General features: G+C 69.7%; 14 protein-coding genes. 5 read left to right on the top strand and 9 right to left on the bottom strand.

Going from position 1 to position 18,270, the window contains the following annotated elements; translation table 11 throughout:
* Positions 1–46 precede the first annotated feature (46 nt).
* Positions 47–646: a hypothetical protein gene (locus H0B56_RS08070; protein ID WP_180892269.1), complete on the bottom strand. Its 600-nt coding sequence runs from the start codon at positions 644–646 to the stop codon at positions 47–49.
* Between the two features lie 159 nt (positions 647–805).
* Here H0B56_RS08070 and H0B56_RS08075 point away from each other — a divergent pair, with 159 nt between their 5' ends.
* Positions 806–2,650 carry a hypothetical protein gene (locus H0B56_RS08075; RefSeq protein WP_180892270.1) on the top strand — a complete coding sequence of 615 codons (1,845 nt, stop codon included), beginning with the start codon at positions 806–808 and terminating at the stop codon, positions 2,648–2,650.
* 79 nt (positions 2,651–2,729) lie between these two features.
* Positions 2,730–3,737 (top strand): Kelch repeat-containing protein, encoded by a 1,008-nt coding sequence (locus H0B56_RS08080; protein WP_180892271.1) that lies wholly within the window; start codon positions 2,730–2,732, stop codon positions 3,735–3,737.
* 59 nt (positions 3,738–3,796) lie between these two features.
* On the opposite strand, the gene H0B56_RS08085 is transcribed toward H0B56_RS08080, so the two are convergent.
* The 3 genes from H0B56_RS08085 to H0B56_RS08095 all read right to left on the bottom strand — a co-directional run bounded on the left by H0B56_RS08085 (position 3,797) and on the right by H0B56_RS08095 (position 6,995).
* A complete protein-coding gene (locus H0B56_RS08085) occupies positions 3,797–5,320 on the bottom strand; it encodes an RNA polymerase sigma factor (RefSeq protein WP_180892272.1) in 1,524 nt (507 codons plus the stop codon).
* A 30-nt stretch (positions 5,321–5,350) separates the two neighbouring features.
* A complete protein-coding gene (locus tag H0B56_RS08090) occupies positions 5,351–6,151 on the bottom strand; it encodes a L,D-transpeptidase (RefSeq protein ID WP_180892273.1) in 801 nt (266 codons plus the stop codon).
* A gap of 169 nt (positions 6,152–6,320) precedes the next feature.
* Positions 6,321–6,995 carry a hypothetical protein gene (locus tag H0B56_RS08095; protein WP_180892274.1) on the bottom strand — a complete coding sequence of 225 codons (675 nt, stop codon included), beginning with the start codon at positions 6,993–6,995 and terminating at the stop codon, positions 6,321–6,323.
* A 277-nt stretch (positions 6,996–7,272) separates the two neighbouring features.
* Here H0B56_RS08095 and H0B56_RS08100 point away from each other — a divergent pair, with 277 nt between their 5' ends.
* Positions 7,273–7,968, top strand: a complete 696-nt coding sequence (locus H0B56_RS08100; protein WP_180892275.1) for an esterase/lipase family protein — start codon at positions 7,273–7,275, stop codon at positions 7,966–7,968.
* 121 nt (positions 7,969–8,089) lie between these two features.
* Here the strand turns inward: H0B56_RS08100 and H0B56_RS08105 are convergent, their stop codons facing one another.
* Positions 8,090–11,683, bottom strand: a complete 3,594-nt coding sequence (locus tag H0B56_RS08105; protein WP_219632400.1) for a hydantoinase B/oxoprolinase family protein — start codon at positions 11,681–11,683, stop codon at positions 8,090–8,092.
* Positions 11,684–12,199: 516 nt separating this feature from the next.
* On the opposite strand from H0B56_RS08105, the gene H0B56_RS08110 reads away from it, so the two are divergent.
* Complete coding sequence (locus H0B56_RS08110; RefSeq protein WP_180892276.1) at positions 12,200–12,349, top strand: hypothetical protein; 150 nt, start codon at positions 12,200–12,202, stop codon at positions 12,347–12,349.
* Positions 12,350–12,435: 86 nt separating this feature from the next.
* On the opposite strand, the gene H0B56_RS08115 is transcribed toward H0B56_RS08110, so the two are convergent.
* Entirely contained in the window at positions 12,436–13,656 is a 1,221-nt protein-coding gene (locus tag H0B56_RS08115) for a lipase family protein (RefSeq protein ID WP_343063801.1), read from the bottom strand.
* Positions 13,657–14,349: 693 nt separating this feature from the next.
* On the opposite strand from H0B56_RS08115, the gene H0B56_RS08120 reads away from it, so the two are divergent.
* Positions 14,350–15,714, top strand: a complete 1,365-nt coding sequence (locus H0B56_RS08120; RefSeq protein WP_180892278.1) for a PucR family transcriptional regulator — start codon at positions 14,350–14,352, stop codon at positions 15,712–15,714.
* A gap of 25 nt (positions 15,715–15,739) precedes the next feature.
* Here H0B56_RS08120 and H0B56_RS08125 read toward each other — a convergent pair whose 3' ends face one another.
* The 3 genes from H0B56_RS08125 to H0B56_RS08135 all read right to left on the bottom strand — a co-directional run bounded on the left by H0B56_RS08125 (position 15,740) and on the right by H0B56_RS08135 (position 18,215).
* Entirely contained in the window at positions 15,740–16,342 is a 603-nt protein-coding gene (locus H0B56_RS08125; RefSeq protein WP_180892279.1) for a hypothetical protein, read from the bottom strand.
* 456 nt (positions 16,343–16,798) lie between these two features.
* Positions 16,799–17,392 (bottom strand): hypothetical protein, encoded by a 594-nt coding sequence (locus H0B56_RS08130; RefSeq protein ID WP_180892280.1) that lies wholly within the window; start codon positions 17,390–17,392, stop codon positions 16,799–16,801.
* Between the two features lie 46 nt (positions 17,393–17,438).
* The gene (locus tag H0B56_RS08135; RefSeq protein WP_180892281.1) at positions 17,439–18,215 is read right to left on the bottom strand and encodes a hypothetical protein; all 777 of its coding nucleotides are present in this window, start codon (positions 18,213–18,215) and stop codon (positions 17,439–17,441) included.
* Positions 18,216–18,270 lie beyond the last annotated feature (55 nt).

Raw genomic sequence — 18,270 nt, forward strand, 5'->3', positions numbered from 1 at the left:
ATCACCACCTCCATTGCCGCACGCCACCCGTTGTCGGCCGCCCGGCTCACCCCGACCGGTGCGTGCCGCGCTCGATGATCGACGCGATGTCGACGTGCCGGGCCTCGACCGACCGTGGGTCGTCGATCTCCGTGGCGACGTAGCGTGCCACGAACCGGCGTAGCTCGTCCTCGATACCGGCCACGCGTCGCAGCACCCCGGCACCGACCCCGTCGGAGTGCAGCGTGACGTCGATATCGCCCTGCTCGGGAGGGCTGGCGTCGACGTGCACGCGCAACGGTTCGACCGCCCGCGCCGTCAGCTCTACGGGGATCACCACCTCCGCCCGGAACCGGTGGGTGCTCCCGCCGAGGGAGATCGTCAACCGCAGGTTCACCGGGATGCGCACCCGGAAGCGCAGCGGCTCGGTATCGGCGATCCGCCTCGTCACCGGGTCGCCGACCGCACCCCGTGCGGAAACCTTGGCCAGGCGGCCCGGCCCGGCGCTCATCGGGCCGAACTCGATCGGCCGCCCCGCGAGATCGCGCACCGACTCGGCGATCCGCTCGGCCGTGACCGCGTGCCGGAAGAACTCGTGGCCGAACCGTGCGTACGAGCTCGGTCGGGCCTCGTCCGGCGACTCCTGCCCCTGCGCTGCGCTACTCACAGGTAAACCGTAACCCGCCCGGGTAAAGAACCGCCGCCATACGCCCACCCACTATCATGTTACCGTCGGTAACAGTTACCATAAGTTTCATCTGCGGGTCCGGGCCACGGGCCATCGGCTGCACGTGCCCATGCACCACGCGCGCGGAAGGAACCGACGATGCTTCTCACCCACTCGCCACCGGCAGGTGGCGCGGCCCTCGACCAGGTACTGATCGCGTTCGGGATCTTCCTGGTCACCGTGGTCCCGCTCGTACTGCTCGGCATCGCCGAGCGCCGCGGGCGGAGGACCCCGCTCGGGCTGCTTGCCGACTGGGCCGCCCGGCTCACGGGCCTGCCCCGGTGGGCGGCGCTGCCGATGGGCACCGCGCTGCTGTCCGGCGTGGCGGCCCTCGTCGGGGTCTACTGGGACGTCCCGTCGCACATCTTCTTCGGCAGGGACGAGGGCCCGCTGGACAACCCCTCGCACTACCCGATCTACCTCGGTCTCATCGGGATCTTCCTGACCGGTGTCATGAGTGCGTCCCTGGCCAAGGAGCCACTACCCGCGCGCACGCTGCGGCTGCCGGGTAACTGGCGCGTGCCGATGGGCAGTGTGCTGATCACGGTCACCGGGCTCGTCGCGGTGGGCGGCTTCCCACTGGACGACATCTGGCACCGGCTCTTCGGGCAGGACGTCACCCTCTGGGGCCCGACACACGTGCTCATGGTGGGTGGAGGTGTCAGCGTCGTCCTCGGCCTGCAGCTCCTGCTGGCCGAGTCCCGCCAGGTGGGCAGCTCGGGGCGGTTCGTACGCGTGCTATCCCCCGTGCTCGCGGGGGCGTGGCTGATGGGCGCCTCGGCGTTCCTGATGGAGTACGACATCGGTGTGCCGCAGTTCCCGCTGGCCAGCCAGGTGGTGCTGGTCGGGCTGCTGTCCGCGTGGGTGCTGGTCTTCGCCCGGATGCAGTTCGGCCCCGGCGCGACCGTGATCGTGCTGGCCGTGTTCTTCGCCTCACGAGCGCTGTACGCGGTGTTGCCCGCAGCGCTGGACATGCCCACCTCCCCGTTCCTGCCCTACATCGGGCAGGCCGTCGTCGTGGAGCTCGTCGCGCTGGCCATGGCGCGCAGGCAGCTGGGTTACCGCTTCGCCCTCGTCGCCGGTCTCGCCAGCGGCGTGCTCGGCGTGCTGGCCGACTGGGGCTTCTCGCGCGTGGTGATGCCGTACGCCTGGCCAACCGAGCTGCTGCCCGCGTTCGTCGCGCTCGGTACCGCCGCCGCACTCGCGGGGGCGGCGATCGGCGCGTGGCAACACCAGCGTGTCGAGGCCATCGCCCGGCGCGACCCGCTGCGCCCCGCCGGATCCGGTGTCGAGGGCGCCGCCGGCGAGCGGTTCCGCTCGCGGCACGCCGTCGGGCTCGCCGGTGCCCTCCTCGCCGCGGCGCTGATGTTCGTGGCCGTCCCGCCGCAACCCCCCGAGGACGGCCTCAGCGCGGAATTCGAGGTCACCGAGAGCGACGAGTCTCAGGACGTGGCCTACCCGCACGAGGACGCCGAGCCGCGCTGGGTGCACGCCACCGTCACGCTGCGGCCCGCCGACGCCGACGACGGTGCGATCTGGCTGCGCTTCCTGGCCTGGCAGGGCGGCGACTTCTACAACGTCGAGCTGGAGCGCGTCGACGAGGGCGTGTACCGGTCGACCGAGCCACTACCGGTCTACGGCGAGTGGAAGACGGGGCTGCGGTTGCACACACCGCTGCGCACGATGGCGATCGCCCCGCTGTACGCCCCGGAGGACCCGGAGGCGAACGCCCCCGAGATCCGTGCGGAGTCCGGCGAGCGCGACTTCATCCACGAGATCTCGTTCCTGCAGCGGGAGCGCAAGGAGGACACGCCCGCGGTGTTGTGGACGCTCGGCTACCTCTCCGTCGGAGTGGTCTTCACGGTCGCCTGGGCCCTGTTCGCGTGGTGCTATGTCACGGCAGCCGCTGGGCAGGGGCGACGGGAACGGACCACGGTCGCCTGACGGGTGGCACGTCGAGGGCGCCACGCCGCCGCTCGTGTGAATCCGCGTGCGCGTCCCGGTACCGGGGGATCCTGGACGGATGGCAGTCGCACGGCGTACCCGTCCGGCCAACCGAGCGCTACGCGCCGTACTGATCACCGTCCTGGCGCTCCTCGTCCTCGCGATGGGCGGCGCGGTGACCCTGATCGCCACCAACCCGGCGCCGGAGGACGGCTCGTCCTGGCAGCTCGGGGCCGACCTTCCCCAGCAGCGCGGCGAGGTCGCCTCCGCCGTCACGGGCGGTGAGCTGTTCGTCCTCGGCGGGCTCACCGGTCCCGGCCGCACGTCCACGGCCGTGCAGGCGTACGACCCGGCTGAGGACGGGTGGCGGAGCGCTCCGGACCTACCGGAACCACGGCATCACGCCGCGGCCGCCGAGCTGGACGGGACCATCTACGTCACCGGCGGCTCGGCGTCGGCCACCGACTGGTCGCCGCGAACCGACGTCTGGTCGCTGGACAGCGGGGCGCAGCGGTGGAGATCCGAGGCGCCGATGCCCGAGGGACGCATGGGGCACGCCCTCGCCGCGCTGGACGGCAGGCTCTACGCCATCGGAGGCGACGGCCCGGCGACCGAGATACTCGTCTTCGAGCCGGGCGACGGCTGGTCACGCGGCGCGCCCCTCGGCGACAACCGCGAGCATGTCCGGGCAGTCACGCTGGACGGCGAGGTCTGGGCGATGGGTGGTCGTACCGACGGCCTGCTCGACTGGGTGGACGTGTACGACCCGGCCACCGACACCTGGCGGGCCGGCCCGACACTGCCCGAACCGATCAGTGCCATGGCGGTCGGCGTCGTCGACGGTACCGTCCACGTCGTCGACGGGGAGGACCCGAGCCTGCTCACCGGAGGGGTTTTCCAGCGGCACTTCCTGCTGCCCTCCGGCGCGGACACCTGGGACGAGGGACCCGGCTCCATGCTCGCCGTGCATGGCGCGGGGTACGGCGTGGTGCGCGACGAGCTGGTCATCGCAGGCGGTGCCAGCAGGCAGGGCTTGCTGTCCGCACTGTCCTGGTCGGAGACCACCCAGCGCTACGTACCGGACTAGCCAACGCGCAGTGGCAGTGTGCCCGACACGGCGTGCCGGATCGCCCGACACGGCGGGGCTCAACCCTCGCTCGCCGTTCGCGTGGCGGTGTCCGTCCCGCCCGGACCGGTGATCTCCAGGGTGAACGTGGCATCAGCGGGCGCGCACTCCTGCCGCGTACCGGTGACAGCGACATCTACCGGATCGGCGTCATCGACCGTCAGCGTGGCCGCGTCCGCGCGGGTCGACTCCCAGGAGAGCCGGTGCACCAGACCGTACAGGGGCTGCTGTGCCTGGTCATAGCCTCGCCTGCACTGCTGCTGCGAGCTCTCGACGTCGAAGGAGACGACCTCGGGAGCGGGTTCGGGCTGTGCGGTCTCGGGCACCTCCGTGGGCGGCTGCGTCGGCGCCTGCCGGGTCGGTGTGTCCCGGGTGGGTGCCTCCCGGGTGGGTTCTCGCCGCTCCGGCGGCGCGGGTTCCGTGGGAACCTCGCTCTCCGGCGGCCTCGGCGTAGTGGTGGCGCGGTCCGTCTCCTGGACCACGCCGGCCTCCGGCATCGGGCGCCCCGCGATGGGCGCTTCACCCGCACCACCCCACAGCAGCCAACCCCCGAGTCCCGCCACGACCAGCAGAAACGTCGCGACCGCCCAGAACGCGGGACGGCCCCACGCCGATGCGGTCGAGGTACCCGCGGCCGTCCCGAGGCCCCGCACATCGCCGGGGGCGCCCGGATCGCCGTCCGGGGCCGCGGCGGGCAGCTCGACCGTGCCGGGGGCCGCATCTCCCGTCGGCACCCCGGAAGCCGCGAGCTCCCGCACGGCCGCCGCGCGCGTCGCAAGTGGCACAGCCAGCAACGGCACCGCCGAGAACAGCGCGGACGGCGCACTCACCCGCTCGCGCTGGTCGCTACACTCCGCACAGTCACCGGCATGCCGGTCGATGAGGCGCGCGGTCTCAGCCGTGAACCGCTCGATCCCGGCGGCGGCCAACTCCGCACGCAGCGCTACGCATCCCGGGCTTCCGTCCCGCCACAGCAGCCACGCGCGGACCGCACCACCCAGCCGTTTGCGCATCCGGAACAGTGCCTGGTGCGCCGCGTTGGGCGCCACGCCGAGCTCGGCAGCCAGCTCGTTCGGCTCCATGCCGTGACGCAGGTGCAGATCGAGCAGGCTGGCATCCCGTTCACCGAGCGCGGCGGAGGCCGCCCACACGAGGTCGTGCTGCTGGGCGCGGGTGAGCTCGGCCTCGGGGTCGGCAAGCGTGTTGGACTCGGGCCCCGGTTCGAGGGCCCCCTCATCAGCTGTGGGCACGGCTCGGCGCTCCTTGTCCAGCCGGTCCAGGGCACGGTTGCGCGCGATCCGGAGGATCCAGCCGCCGAACGCGGCGGGGGTATCCAACCTGTCGATCCCCTCCCAGGCCGCCAACAGGGCGTCCTGGGCAGTGTCCGAGGCCAGGTCGCGGTCGTACAGGATCCGCCAGGCGACGTTCCAGCACCGGTCGAACCAGCGCTGGACCAGGACGCCGAAGGCCGCGCGCTCGCCCGCGCGGCAGGCGACGACGAGCTCCTCGTCGCCCCGCTCGGAGTGTGCGGCGTGCTCGCGCATGATCGCTCCCGGGACCGGATTCCCATCATCTCACGAGATCGTTACCGGCGTACCCAGCGGAAGCAGGTGCGCCAGCTCCTCGATCAACTCGTTGGAGATCCGCACGCAGCCGTGTGAGGACGCCTTCCCGATGCTGCTCGGGGTATCCGTGCCGTGGATGCCGACCTGCCCGTCGCCTCCCATGAACTCGGTGAGGACCTCGGAGTACGCGGACAGCCCGAGCGCGTACGGACCGTACGCCCCGCCGGGATCCGGGGTTTTCAGCTTGTCCGTGATGTAGAACCGGCCCGGCGGGGTCGGGTACGCGGGCTCACCGATACCTGCCTGCGTGCTCAGCAGCTCCTCACCGGAGTCGAGTACGGTCAGCTCCCTGCCGTCCAGGTCGATATCCACGGCAAGGTCGACCTCCTCGACCTCGACCGCGTCCGCCCGGACCCAGCCGGTCGCGTCGTTGGGCCGCACAGGGGTACGGACCTCGAACCAGCCGTCGTGCTCTGCCGCGCCGTTCTCGGTGATGAGCATGACCGTTTCGGTACCGAACGGGGTCACTTCCGGAACCGTCCCGGACGGGGCCTGAGCCGAGGGGTGATCGTATATCGCCGTCTCCCCGGCGGCCCGCGCCACCAGCGCGCCGGAGCCGTCCTGGCCGGCTGACGCCTCCTGCCCCGACTGCGCGGAACTGCCGGAGCCTTCCTCTGCCGGGGTCGCTGCCCGGCCCGCCAGCAGCACGGCAGCGGCCACGCCCACCACCACGAGCAGCACCGCACCGATCGTGGCCAGCACGAGAGCCGGGCGCCAGCCGGCCTCCCGGTCGCGAGTCGTGATGTTCATCGGATCCTCCCGGGTCGTCTCTACCTCCGGGCCGCCTGCCGGCCCTGCCACCCGTCCTGACGATCCACCAGGGCCGGCCTTACACCCCGCAGCGCTGGATCCGGAAACGGCTGCCGGACACGTGTAGGCCCGCCCACGAGCGTGGGCGGGCCTACACGCTGCCGTGACGTCAGCCGGTGAAGTTCGGCTCGGCCTCCACGATGTCCCGGGAGCCACCGGAGCCGGAACTGCCGCTGTCCTCCTCGTCCTTACCGTCGTCTTCGCCGCCGCCGTCTTCGCCGCCGTCGTCCTTACCGTCGTCTTCGCCGTCGTCCTCGCCCTCGTCGTCCTTACCGTCGTCCTCGTCTGTGCAGTCGACGGTGACGACCTGCCACTCGGTCTCGTACGTGCCTGATCCGTCCAGGACCCCGGTCGCGACGCCGCGAACCTCGAACTCACCTTCGCCGGTGCTGATGAGCCCCGACTTGCCGTGTTCCGAACCGGACGATCCCGCGGGCAGCTCCTGCCAGTCGGCGCGGTAGATATGCGGGCCAGGGGGAACTCCCTCGCCGTCGATCTCGTACCCGACTCCCGCCTCGGGTTCGCACTGCGGCTCCACGGAGATCGCCAGTTCGGGATTCTCGTCGCCCGGATCCTTCGGCTGGAGCAGGTCATCGTCCGGCCGCAGCAGGTCATCGTCCGGCGGCAGCAGGTCATCCGGTTGCAGCGCGTCCTCGGGCACCGACGGTTCCTCCGGCTGCGCGAACGCGGTCCCCCCTGGCACGAATACCAGGGACAGGGCCGCGAAGAGGGCCGGGGTCCATGCGAGGCGCTGCCGTGTGGTCGGTGACGTCCTGGTGTACATGTCTGCTCCTTCCATCGATCGGCTGGCCCATCCAGCCGCGTCACCCCACCTGACGGGCGAGCGTGCGCGGCCTTACACCCCCTCGGGGCGGGGCCTCACCGGGAGCGGACTCGCGAAGATGCACAAAAAGCGAGCACGAGGTTGTCGACAGGCTCCAACCGGAAAACATCGAGACATGTCCGCGCGCTGTTTATCGGGATTCTTGTTGACCCCGAAAATTGTGGCTGCCTATATTGACGATCCACAATAACGGACCCCTACCACCGGAGGGAAAGCGATGACGACTCCCTGGAGACGTGTGGTCACCGCTCTCGCTGCCGCAGCCTTTTCCCTGGTCGCCCTGGGCACGGCAAGTACGCAGGAGGCTCACGCGCAAGACACGGCGCACGATCCGATCCTGTTCATCCACGGGTGGAACGAGAACAGCTCGCAGTGGGCCTCGTTCACCACCCAATTCGTCGCCGACGGCTGGAACCCGGAACGGCTCCATACGATGGATTACGTGAGCGCGGAATCCAACCGGGATATCGCGGAGAAAGTCGCGCGGCACGTCGACGACATCCGGCGCGAGCACGGCGTGGCCGAGATCGATATCATCACGCACTCGATGGGCGGTCTCAGCTCGCGCTGGTACCTGAAGTTCGGTGGGGGAACGGAGTACGTCGACGACTGGGTATCGCTCGGCGGCCCCAACCACGGCACGCTGTGGGCATCCACCCCCTTCTGCTTCACACCGGACTCCTGCCGCGAGATGCGGATCGGTTCGGAGTTCCTCGCCGAGCTCAATGCCGAGGACGAGACACCCGGCCCGGTGAACTACGGAACCTGGTGGTCACCCTGTGACGAGGTCATCATCCCGCAGGACAGCACTGTCCTCGAGGGTGCGTCGAACACCGAAACGGCCTGCATGGAGCACATCCAGCTATCACTGGATCCGCGCGTGTATCGCGACGTGCGCGACTTCGTGCGCTAGCTCCCGGACGACCCCGCGGGCTAGCGAGCGGCGAGCGAGCGCTGCCGTGGCCCTCCTCAGCAGAGCCGGCTCGCCCGACACGGGGTGCCGGAAGACCCGACACGGGGTGTCGGCCCGCCCGTCACGGGGTGGCGGGCGGGCCGTACCCGCCACCGCCCGGGGTCTCGATCACCAGCACGTCGCCCTCGGACAGCTCCACCGAGTCGCACCCGTCCAGCTCGACCACACTCCCGTCGGCGCGCTCCACCCGGTTCGCCCCGAGAGCGCCGGGCTCGCCACCCGCCATGCCGTACGGCGGGACCCGCCGGTGCCCGGTCAGCGTGGACACCGTCATCGCCTCGGCGAACCGCAACCGGCGCACCGCGCCGTTCCCGCCGCGCCACCGGCCGGCCCCGCCGCTGCCGCGCCGGATCGCGAACTCCTCGAGCAGCACCGGGTACCGCCACTCCAGCACCTCGGGGTCGGTGAGCCGGGAGTTCGTCATGTGCGTCTGCACCACATCCGTCCCGTCGAAACCGTTGCCCGCTCCCGAGCCCGAGCTGAGCGTCTCGTAGTACTGGTACCGCTCGTTGCCGAAGGTGATGTTGTTCATCGTCCCGGAACCTTCCGCCTGAGCGCCGAGCGCGGCGTACAGCGCGCCGGTCACCGCCTGCGAGGTCTCCACGTTCCCTGCCACGACGGCCGCCGGATGGCTGGGGGCGAGCATCGATCCGGCGGGGATGCGTACCCGCAACGGCCGCAGGCAACCGTCGTTGAGCGGGATGTCGTCGGCGACCAGCGTGCGGAAGACGTACAGCACGGCCGCTGTCGCCACCGACGCCGGGGCGTTGAAGTTGGTGCGCAGCTGCGCCGAGGTTCCCGTGAAGTCGATCGTGGCCGACCGCCGCTGCCTGTCCACAGTGATCCGCACCGCGATCACAGCCCCGGAGTCCATCTCGTAGGTGTACTCCCCGTCCTCCAGGCTGTCGATCACACGGCGCACAGCCTCCTCGGCGTTGTCTTGCACGTGCCGCATGTAAGCCTGCACCACACCGAGTCCGAAGTGGTCGATCATCTTGTTGACCTCGTCGACGCCTTTCCGGTTCGCGGCGATCTGTGCGCGCAGGTCCGCGAGGTTGGTGTCCGGGTTCCGCGAGGGGTACACCGCCCCCGCGAGCAGCTGCCGGGTCTCCTCCTCGCGGAACCGCCCGCCCGAGGCGAGCAGCCAGTTGTCGAACAGCACGCCTTCCTCGTCGACGTGCCTGCTGTGCGCGGGCATCGACCCGGGCGTGATCCCGCCGATCTCCGCGTGGTGACCGCGGGAGGCGACGTAGAACAGTACGGACTCGCCAAGCGCGTCGAACACCGGCGTGATCACCGTGACGTCCGGCAGGTGTGTCCCGCCGTGGTACGGATCGTTGACGGCGTACACGTCACCCGGCGCCATGGTGCCCGCACGCCTGTCCAGCACCTCCTTGACGCTGGTTCCCATCGAACCCAGGTGCACCGGCATGTGCGGGGCGTTGGCGATGAGGTTGCCGTCCGGGTCGAACAGTGCGCAGGAGAAGTCCAGCCGCTCCTTGATGTTGACGGACTGTGCCGTGGACTCCAGGCGTGAGCCCATCTGCTCGGCGATGGACATGAACAGGTTGTTGAAGATCTCCAGCAGGACCGGGTCCGCCTCGGTACCGACATCCGCTCCGGAACGGACCCGCACCCGTTCGACGATCACATGGCCACCGTCGGCCGCGTACGCCTTCCATCCCTCGTCGACCACGGTCGTCGCGTTCGCCTCGGCGATAACGGCCGGGCCGTCGACCTCGTCGCCCGCGCGCAGGCTGCCCCGCTCGTACAGCGGCACCTCGTGCCACGCGCCCCCCGTGTACAGCGAGACCCTGTCCACCGGCCCGGCGGGCTCCGTCCCGGCCTGCCCCAGCGCGGACAGGTCGGGCGCCTCGGTCAGCCCGGTCGCCTCCACAGACAGGGCCTCCACGATCAGCGGACGCTCCAGCAGGAACGAGTACGTCGCGCGATGGCCGTGCTCGAACGCGGAGACCATCTCCGCGTAGCCGGTCAGCTCCACGGGAACGACCGTGTCGGTACGGTCGTACCGCACGTGGGCACGCCGCGTCACCCGGATCCGGTCCTCCGGTATCCCCTCGGCGCGCAGCTCCGCGCGCGCGGACTCCTCGATCGCGTCGGCCTCGGCGTGCAGGGTGTCCATCCCGTCCGCGGTCAGCGGCGCCTCGACGGACTGCTCCCGCATCGCGGTGGTGTCGGCCAGTCCGATACCGAGTGCGGAGAGCACCCCTGCCATGGGCGGCACGAGGACGGTGTCGATACCGAGCGAGTCGGCGACCGCGCAGGCGTGCTGGCCGCCCGCGCCGCCGAACGTGGTGAGCGCGTACTTGGTGATGTCGTGCCCCTTCTGTACCGAGATCCGCTTCACCGCGTTGGCCATGTTCGTCACCGCGATATGCCGGTACCCCTCCGCGACATCCTCCGGCGCGCGGCGGTCGCCGGTGCCATCGCCGATCTCCGCCGCGAGTTCGGTGAAGCGCTCACGCACCGTGCCCGCGTCCAGTGGCCGGTCACCGCCTGACCCGAACACGTGCGGGAAGTGCGCAGGCTGGATGCGCCCGAGCATCACGTTGGCATCGGTGACCGTCAGGGGCCCACCGCGCCGGTAACAGGCAGGGCCGGGATCGGCTCCCGCCGAGTCCGGGCCCACCCGGTACCGGCTGCCGTCGAAATGCAGGACCGAACCGCCTCCCGCTGCCACCGTGTCGATCTCCAGCATCGGCGCGCGCAGCCGCACCCCGCCGACCTGCGCGTCGAAAACCCGTTCGTACTCGCCCGCGTAGTGCGATACGTCCGTGGAGGTGCCACCCATGTCGAAGCCGATGACGTGCTCGAACCCGGCGAGGCCGGACATCCGGGCCATGCCGACGATGCCGCCCGCCGGACCGGACAGGATGGCGTCCTTGCCCCGGAAGTGCCCAGCCTCGGTCAGGCCGCCGTTGGACTGCATGAACATCAGGCGCACCCCCGGCATCTCCGTGGCGACCTGGTCGACGTACCGGCGCAGCACCGGGGACAGGTACGCGTCCACCACCGCCGTGTCGCCGCGCGGCACCAGCTTCATCAGCGGGCTGGCCTCGCTGGACCGGGACACCTGCCCGAAACCGGTGCGCTCGGCGAGCTCGGCGATGGCACGCTCGTGCTCCGGATACAGGTGACTGTGCATGCACACCACCCCCACCGCGCCGATCCCGTCCGAGCGGGCCTTCCGCAGCTCGGCCGCCAGGCTATCGAGGTCCGGCTCGCGCAGTACCGTGCCGTCCGCGGCGACTCGCTCGTCGACCTCGATCACGCGCTCGTAGAGCAGCTCGGGGAGCACGATGTGACGGTCGAAGATGCCCGGCCGTTTCTGGTAGCCGATACGCAACGCATCGGCGAAACCGCGGGTGATCACCAGCGCCGTACGCTCCCCGTGCCGCTCCAGCAGCGCGTTCGTGGCCACCGTGGTCCCCATCCGCACCTGGTCGACCAGGTCCCCGGGAATCCGCTCACTCCCGGCCAGACCGAGCAGGTGACGGATCCCGGCGATGGCGGCGTCGGCATAGCGACCGGGGTTCTCCGAGAGCAGCTTGTGGTTGACCACGGAGCCGTCCGGCCGTCGCGCGACGATGTCGGTAAACGTACCGCCCCGGTCGATCCAGAACTCCCAGCCCACTGACCTCTCCGTTCTCTCGGACCACACACGCTTCTCGTGCCCCGAGCCTACGGAGCACGGCGTGCCGGGTGCGACAGCGGCGGCCCCATCCACGTTCCCGGCGGTGTCCCGTCGCTACGCCACCCACACCGGCAACCGGAATCGCAGGTCAGCCACGGCTGAGCGGTTCGGCACGCCAACAAACGAGGCAGGCGGAGTTGGTCGCGATGAACAAATTCGCCCGCGACCGTCACACTCTCGTGTTCACCGACGAAATACCCGTTCAGCAGCGCCTGCACCCGGGGTAGAATACGAATTCAGCGGGTGAATCCACAAATGGAGATATCGCGAATGATCGGGAAACCCTGGACGAGCTGCTCACGTCTCGGCGGGCGTACACTGCCCACAGGAAGTTCGCGGCCGTCGGGAAAAGCAGAGGGCGATCTCTGGTGAGTCCACCGTGGCGAGCAACCCGACAGAGAAATACGGCAGAGGGTACCGGTCCTTCGTGAAACAATCCGACCTGCGGAGATCAATATGTTGTTCGAATGGATCGTGATCGTCGGCGTGTTGCTGTTCGTCGCCGTTCGCGTCGTCATCAACCTGCAGGACCGGCCGAGCACCGAGAAGTCCGGCTCCGGCGAGCATCCACGCGAGGAACTCGCCAAGGACGGCCGTCGCGAGTAGCCGCGCCGGGCAGGCCGCCCGTGCGGCTGTCTCGCCGGATGCGCCGCCCGTCGGGTACCTCACGTCGGGTGACACGCGCCGGCCACTCAGCAGTTCGGGGTGCTCGGTTCCCCGGCGAAACGTTCGGTGATGAACTCCTGTACCGGACCGTCCCCGACATTGATCATGGTGATGTGCGGGGCCGGTGAATCTACGTCGAACTCTTCCCAGGTCACGTCCATTCCCTGCGCGCAGTAGCTGTCTCGCAGGCTACTCGCCTGCCCGAAGGCGACCAGGTCGTCGTTCCTGGCGTGGTACAGGTACACCGGTACCTCGATCTTCCCGTTACCCAGGGCGTTTTGTTCGATACGTTCGACCCACTCCGGCTCGAGGACCGGGCTGGGGTCGGTGTAGTCCTGCAGCCGATCGCCGGCGTAGCGCGTCAGCAGCTCGAACGTGCAGGCATCCTCGCGCATCTCGTCGAACGCCTCGCGCCCGGCGTCCGTGAGGTAGGAGTCCAGATCCAGCTCGGGGTAGGCGTTGTCGAGCCCGATGAGTCCGTAGGCGAGCACCCCGAAGCCCCACGTTCCGTCCAGCGGCAGCGAGACCTGCACCAGGTCGGCCGGGACGCCACCGCCCGCGACGCCGACCAGGTTCATCTCGGGGGCGTACTCCGGTTGCATCTCGCCTGCCCACACAGCGGCACCGCCACCCTGGGAGTAGCCCCGGAGAGCCACCGGAGCATCACCGGACAGGCCCGCCTCCGGAAGTCGCTGCGCCGCACGTACGATGTCCAGTGTGGCCGCTCCCATGGATTCGCCCACCATGTAGGTGGTCTCCGGGTTCTCGTGATACCCCTCGTAGTCCGGAACCGCGACGGCGTAGCCACGCCGGAGCGTCTCGTTGAGCGGGTTCTGCTCGTAGAACGCCCCCGCGTCGATCATCCTGGACGGCGCGCACCGGAATGCCGGTCCGTGCGTGCCGGGGGCCAATCCGACGATCGGCGCGTCCTGCGGTTCGACGTCCTCGGGAACCAGGACCGTTCCGGTCACCGCGATCGGCTCGCCCCGTGCGTCGGTCGACAGGTACTGCACCTGCCACGCGTCCGCGAGCGCACGAGCGGCTGGTGGTCCGGCACTCGACGGCCTCGCCTCGAGGACATCGCCCGGTTCACCGGCTGGAAGTGGCCGCGGCGGCTGGTAGAACGGGTCGTCCGCGCTCCGGTCTGCCGGTGCGGAGTCACCGGCGGCTCCGGGGGTACGCGCCTCGCTCGTCGCGGGGATACCCGTGGACGAGGCCAGTAGCAGCACCGACACGACAACGGCCACCGCGCCACGGCGCCCGGAACCCCGACCACCGGAAACGCGCCACGAGTACGTCCGCACTACCCTGCCTCCCGCACCATCCGACAAGACATTCCCAGCGACCCGATGCCGGGCTATCCGGCTTTCCGCGCGTATTCGGTGGATCCGACCTCGCCCCGGAGCCGCGCGTCCGGACTCGTGAATGCTGACACAGCGCATTCGGCCGTATCCACTCACGCGCACGCGCGACACGGGAATTCATTCCGGAAAAACAACCGGCGGCCGTCGCATGCGTCCCGCGGGACAAAGCGGCCGCTCCGGCCGATGCGTCGGTACGCGCGGACCGGCCCACCTGCGGGAGCGGGCGCACCCAGGTGCCGACGTCGCGCATAACCGGCAGCAAGCCCTGTCGTTGACATAACGAGTGGTGCCGCGACATATCCACGGCACCCCCGGCAGAACACGAGTCCTGTTCACTTTCTTTCGCGTGCCGGTGCCGACGGGTTTGTCAACGCCGGACAATCACGTCGAGCGATATTGCGCACCGGCGCGCAGAAATTGCTGGATCTCGTCTACCTTCCGCGGCACGGGCGCAATCCGGCATCTCATCCAATTGACACGGATTTAACCCCTGTTTATCGTTCCTCACACACATTCAGATCTTCGGCAACGGGGCCGGATCCACATCTTGTCACGAGGACACAGGGGGCGACGTCTATGAGCGCTGCTCTGCATCAACTCGGCGGCGCGAACACTGGGGGGCAGCTCGATGCCTCCGCACCTCCGGAGCCCGGAGCACACGGTGCGGACGCCAGTGACAGGTCGCGGCCGCCCGCCGACAAGCCACACGGTTCGCGGCTGACGAGCCTCGACCCGCAGCGAGTCTTCGCCGCGATCCCGCGCGAGCGGCTCGAGGAGTACTTCCGGCCGATGGCCAATCGGATGATCAAGGACATCATCCGCGAGGTCCGGGAGAACGTCCCGGCGTACGCGCAGCCACTGGAGGGCGAGTTCGGCAAGGTGCTGGTTACCTGCGTGGAGAAGTCCGTACTCCAGGTCGTCGACAACCTCGGCCGCACGGAGGTGGACAAGTCTGAGTGGTACGAGTGGTTCCGCTACGTCGGTAAGGTCGAGTTCCACGAGGGCCGCACGCTGGACGCGTTGCAGAAGTCGGTGCGTATCGGTGCCAGGGTGTCCTGGCGCCACGTGCATGCCGCCGGATCCGCGGTGGGCCTGCCAAGCAACACCCTGTTCGCGCTCGCCGACGCGATCTTCGGCTACACCGACGAGCTGTGCTCGGCAGCGGTAGCGGGTTACTCGGAGGCGCAGGCACACGCGACCGGCACGTTCACCCGGCGTCGACACCAGCTGCTCAAACTGCTGCTGTCCGAGCAACCCGCGTCCACGCAGACGATCACCGAGCTCGCCCAGGCCACCCACTGGTCGGTTCCCGAACGCGCGGCGGCGGTGGCGCTGGAGCCACTGGAGGGCCAGTACGACCTGGCCGAGCAAGCCCTCGACGGGGACGTCCTTGTCGACCTGGAAAGCAGCGAACCATGCCTGGTCATCACCGACGCCGACACGCATGTCGAGCAGATCGAGGCAGGCCTACCAGGCAGGACGGCCGTCGTCGGACCGTTCGTTCCGCTGCACGAGCTCAACCGCTCGTTGTCCACCGCGCGCCGCGCGCTCACCCTCATGCAGCGAGACATCCTCCCGCCGCGTCAACTCCTGCGCTGCGACGAGCACCTCACCACTCTCGTGCTGCTCTCCGACGAGTTCCTGCTCTCCGAGCTGACCGCACGGGCACTGCGACCTTTTGAGACACTCACGGCCAAGCAGCGCGCGCGGTTGGGTGGCACCCTGCTGACCTGGCTCGGCACGCGCGGAAGCATCAACGACACCGCCAAGCGGCTCGACGTGCACCCGCAGACCGTCCGCTACCGCATGCAACAGATCAACAAGCTGATGGGCGACAAGCTGGACGACCCGCAGGAACGGCTCATGCTCGAGATCGCACTCCACACGCAGCACGCGCTCGGAACGGAGACCAGGCAGCGCGGCAGCCGCAGAGGGCGCTGACGGTGCCGGCCCGGCCACGACGGTCCTAGCCACCCCAGTAACGTCGCTGGTACTCGGAACCCTCCTCGGCGTAGTCCTGGTACCGGTCCGGCACGTACTCCCGCCACTCCTCGCGCCAGTCGGGCGGGCTGCCGGAGGGTTCCGGTGTACGGGCCCGCCCGGCCGGTCCGGGGTCGCTGCTCCGCCGCGGCGTTTCCCGCTGGCTTTCCTCGCCGGGCGGTTCCGGTGACGGGCTCTCCGCGGGAGGTGTCGATGTCGTGGTCGTACTCGCGGAGGCTGGTTCGACGCGGTCTCGGCCTTCCTCTGTGGACTCGCTGCGCGTGTCCACTCGCTGCCCGCCATCGCCTGCGGCGGAGTCGTCGCCGAGCAATACCTCGCTGACGAGGGGCCCGCCGCCCGCGATGACCACGAGCGCAGCCGTGACACCGAGCATCCCGCGACGTACCGAGGCCACCGCCTCACCGAGGACCGGGCTGTCTCCCTCATCGATCGGCCGGCCCTCCCTGGCCAGCAGCTCGGTGGCCGGCACAGGACCGTCGTGACGCGGCTGCCTCCGCCCGCCGTCGCGGGCGGGCTCCCGTGCCGGTGGCTCATCGCCGCCCGGCGGCCTGGCACCTCGCTTACCCACGGCATCCCTCCGACGTTCGTGTGTGACACACACGCGCCATCACGCGCCACCGCGCGCATACCGGCACTCTACCGAGCCGTCAGCGGCGGTCGAAGCGATCTCCGGCCCGAACCAGCACGGATCCATCAACGGCTACCCGTACCGACAAAAGTCGCGGCGCTCGTTGTCACCACGCGATGAACCGGCGCGGCCCCTTCCCCTGCGAACGCTCGTACCCCGCCTACCCGGCTCGGGGCGCACAGGACCTGGTGTGATGGTCGGTTTGCGACACGCCGGCGGTGGCGCGGCTGAAGCCGGGCGGCAAACGGCTCCGCGATGACGAGCCGGCCCGACCCGGCGGGAGCTGCTGCCGGGGCGGCGCACACCAGGCATCCCAACACACCTTGCCCGCACCCCCAACACACCTTGCCCGCAGGCCCGACACGGCATGCCCGCACGCCCAACACAGTCAGGGCTCTAGAGGTTCCGGCACTCCGACGCTTCCTCGAACGCGGTGTCCAGGGCCTGGTTGTCCCGGAGATCGCCGGTTGGGCCTTCCTTCGTGTCCAGCTCCTCCAGGGTCTCTCCGGCCTCGCTCACGGCTGCCTCGAAGCTCTCCTGATCGGTGACCTCGGCCGCGACCAGGCTGGCGATGGCATCCCGCACCGCGGCCTGCGAGCTCTCCAACGTCCCCATCGCGGCATCGAAGGTATCCTGGCCATCGGTCACCGGCGGGGCTCCCACCTCCTCCATCGTCTCGGCCAGCGCATCGAACTCGGCGTCGATGCTTTCGAGGAAGCTCACGAAGCCGTCCCGCGCCGACTCGGGATGCGCAGGGTCGATCTCCGGAACCCCGATCGCGTCTCCACTCTCGTTCAGCGCCGTGCACATCGTGCCGACCCACGCCAGGGTCTCGTCATCCACGTCGGGCGCGCGGGACTCGCCTTCCTGCGCGGGCGTCGTCGTCCCCCCGGCATCGACGTCCGCCGGTTCGCCGTCATCGGATCCGCATCCTGCCGCGAGCAGTGCCGCCAGCACGGCGACGGCCACCGTCTCGTGAGGTCGTGTCATCAGCCGCAGCCTCCTGGTGTCTTCCGTTCCTGGCCGGTCGGTCACGTCAGCCGGTCACCGGGAGATCGGCGGTCACCGGTGCCGGTTCGGTCGCGGTGGGAGCGGCAGGCGCACCTCCGGCACCGGTGTCCTTCCCGTCTTCGCCCGTTCCATCGCCATCACCGGTACCGTCGTCCCCGCCGGTTCGATCGTCTTCACCGTCATCGCTGTGCCCGCCGTCCGCGCACGTCACGGACCCGAAGGTGAGGACCTGATCGGCGGCTTCCACGTCGAGCACCAGTCCCTGCACCGTCAATGCGCCGTCCGGCCCGGTGTTCTGCTTGTTGAGGGTCAGCGTGAGGATTCCGGGTATCTCGAATTCGGTATTCGGCTCGGGGTCGGTGAACGACGCCTTCGTACCCCCGTCCCGCGTTCCGAGGTCCTCGGGCAGCTCGGGGACATCCAGGAGCGATACTCCACCGCTGTCGCCGGCACACTCCACCTCCAGTGCGGACACAAGGAGAGGTCCGTCCTCCGTGGATAGCTCGATATCGGTGAGCGAGACGGACGCCCCTTCACCGTCCGCGCCGACCTCGATCGCGCCGACCCGGCCCATGTCACCCGGGAGTTCGACGTCGGTAACCGAGTCGTCCACCCGGCTTCCGTCTGCGGACCGCACATGTGGTTCGGGACCGAATTCGAGCGTCCCGCCGAGTTCCACGCCGAAGGCCGCGGAGCCGGTCTCGTCCGCCCCGGCTGATAACGCTCCTACCGCGAGCGCGCCCGTCGCGATGGCGGCGCCCAGCACGGTGGCTCCGGCCCGGGCGTTCGCGCGTCCTGTCATGCTGCATTCCTTTCGGTGATCCGGCCCGTCTCGCCGAGCGCGGGAGCTGTGCCCC

The organism is Haloechinothrix aidingensis (genome assembly GCF_013450155.1).
Taxonomy (GTDB): Bacteria; Actinomycetota; Actinomycetes; order Mycobacteriales; family Pseudonocardiaceae; genus Haloechinothrix; species Haloechinothrix aidingensis.

Coding starts and splice junctions, on each gene's coding strand:
- H0B56_RS08085 (WP_180892272.1), bottom strand. CDS start 5,320: ATGCGCGAGCACGCCGCACACTCCGAGCGGGGCGACGAGGAGCTCGTC.
- H0B56_RS08110 (WP_180892276.1), top strand. CDS start 12,200: ATGTTGTTCGAATGGATCGTGATCGTCGGCGTGTTGCTGTTCGTCGCC.
- H0B56_RS08075 (WP_180892270.1), top strand. CDS start 806: ATGCTTCTCACCCACTCGCCACCGGCAGGTGGCGCGGCCCTCGACCAG.
- H0B56_RS08100 (WP_180892275.1), top strand. CDS start 7,273: ATGACGACTCCCTGGAGACGTGTGGTCACCGCTCTCGCTGCCGCAGCC.
- H0B56_RS08095 (WP_180892274.1), bottom strand. CDS start 6,995: ATGTACACCAGGACGTCACCGACCACACGGCAGCGCCTCGCATGGACC.
- H0B56_RS08120 (WP_180892278.1), top strand. CDS start 14,350: ATGAGCGCTGCTCTGCATCAACTCGGCGGCGCGAACACTGGGGGGCAG.
- H0B56_RS08080 (WP_180892271.1), top strand. CDS start 2,730: ATGGCAGTCGCACGGCGTACCCGTCCGGCCAACCGAGCGCTACGCGCC.
- H0B56_RS08135 (WP_180892281.1), bottom strand. CDS start 18,215: ATGACAGGACGCGCGAACGCCCGGGCCGGAGCCACCGTGCTGGGCGCC.
- H0B56_RS08090 (WP_180892273.1), bottom strand. CDS start 6,151: ATGAACATCACGACTCGCGACCGGGAGGCCGGCTGGCGCCCGGCTCTC.
- H0B56_RS08130 (WP_180892280.1), bottom strand. CDS start 17,392: ATGACACGACCTCACGAGACGGTGGCCGTCGCCGTGCTGGCGGCACTG.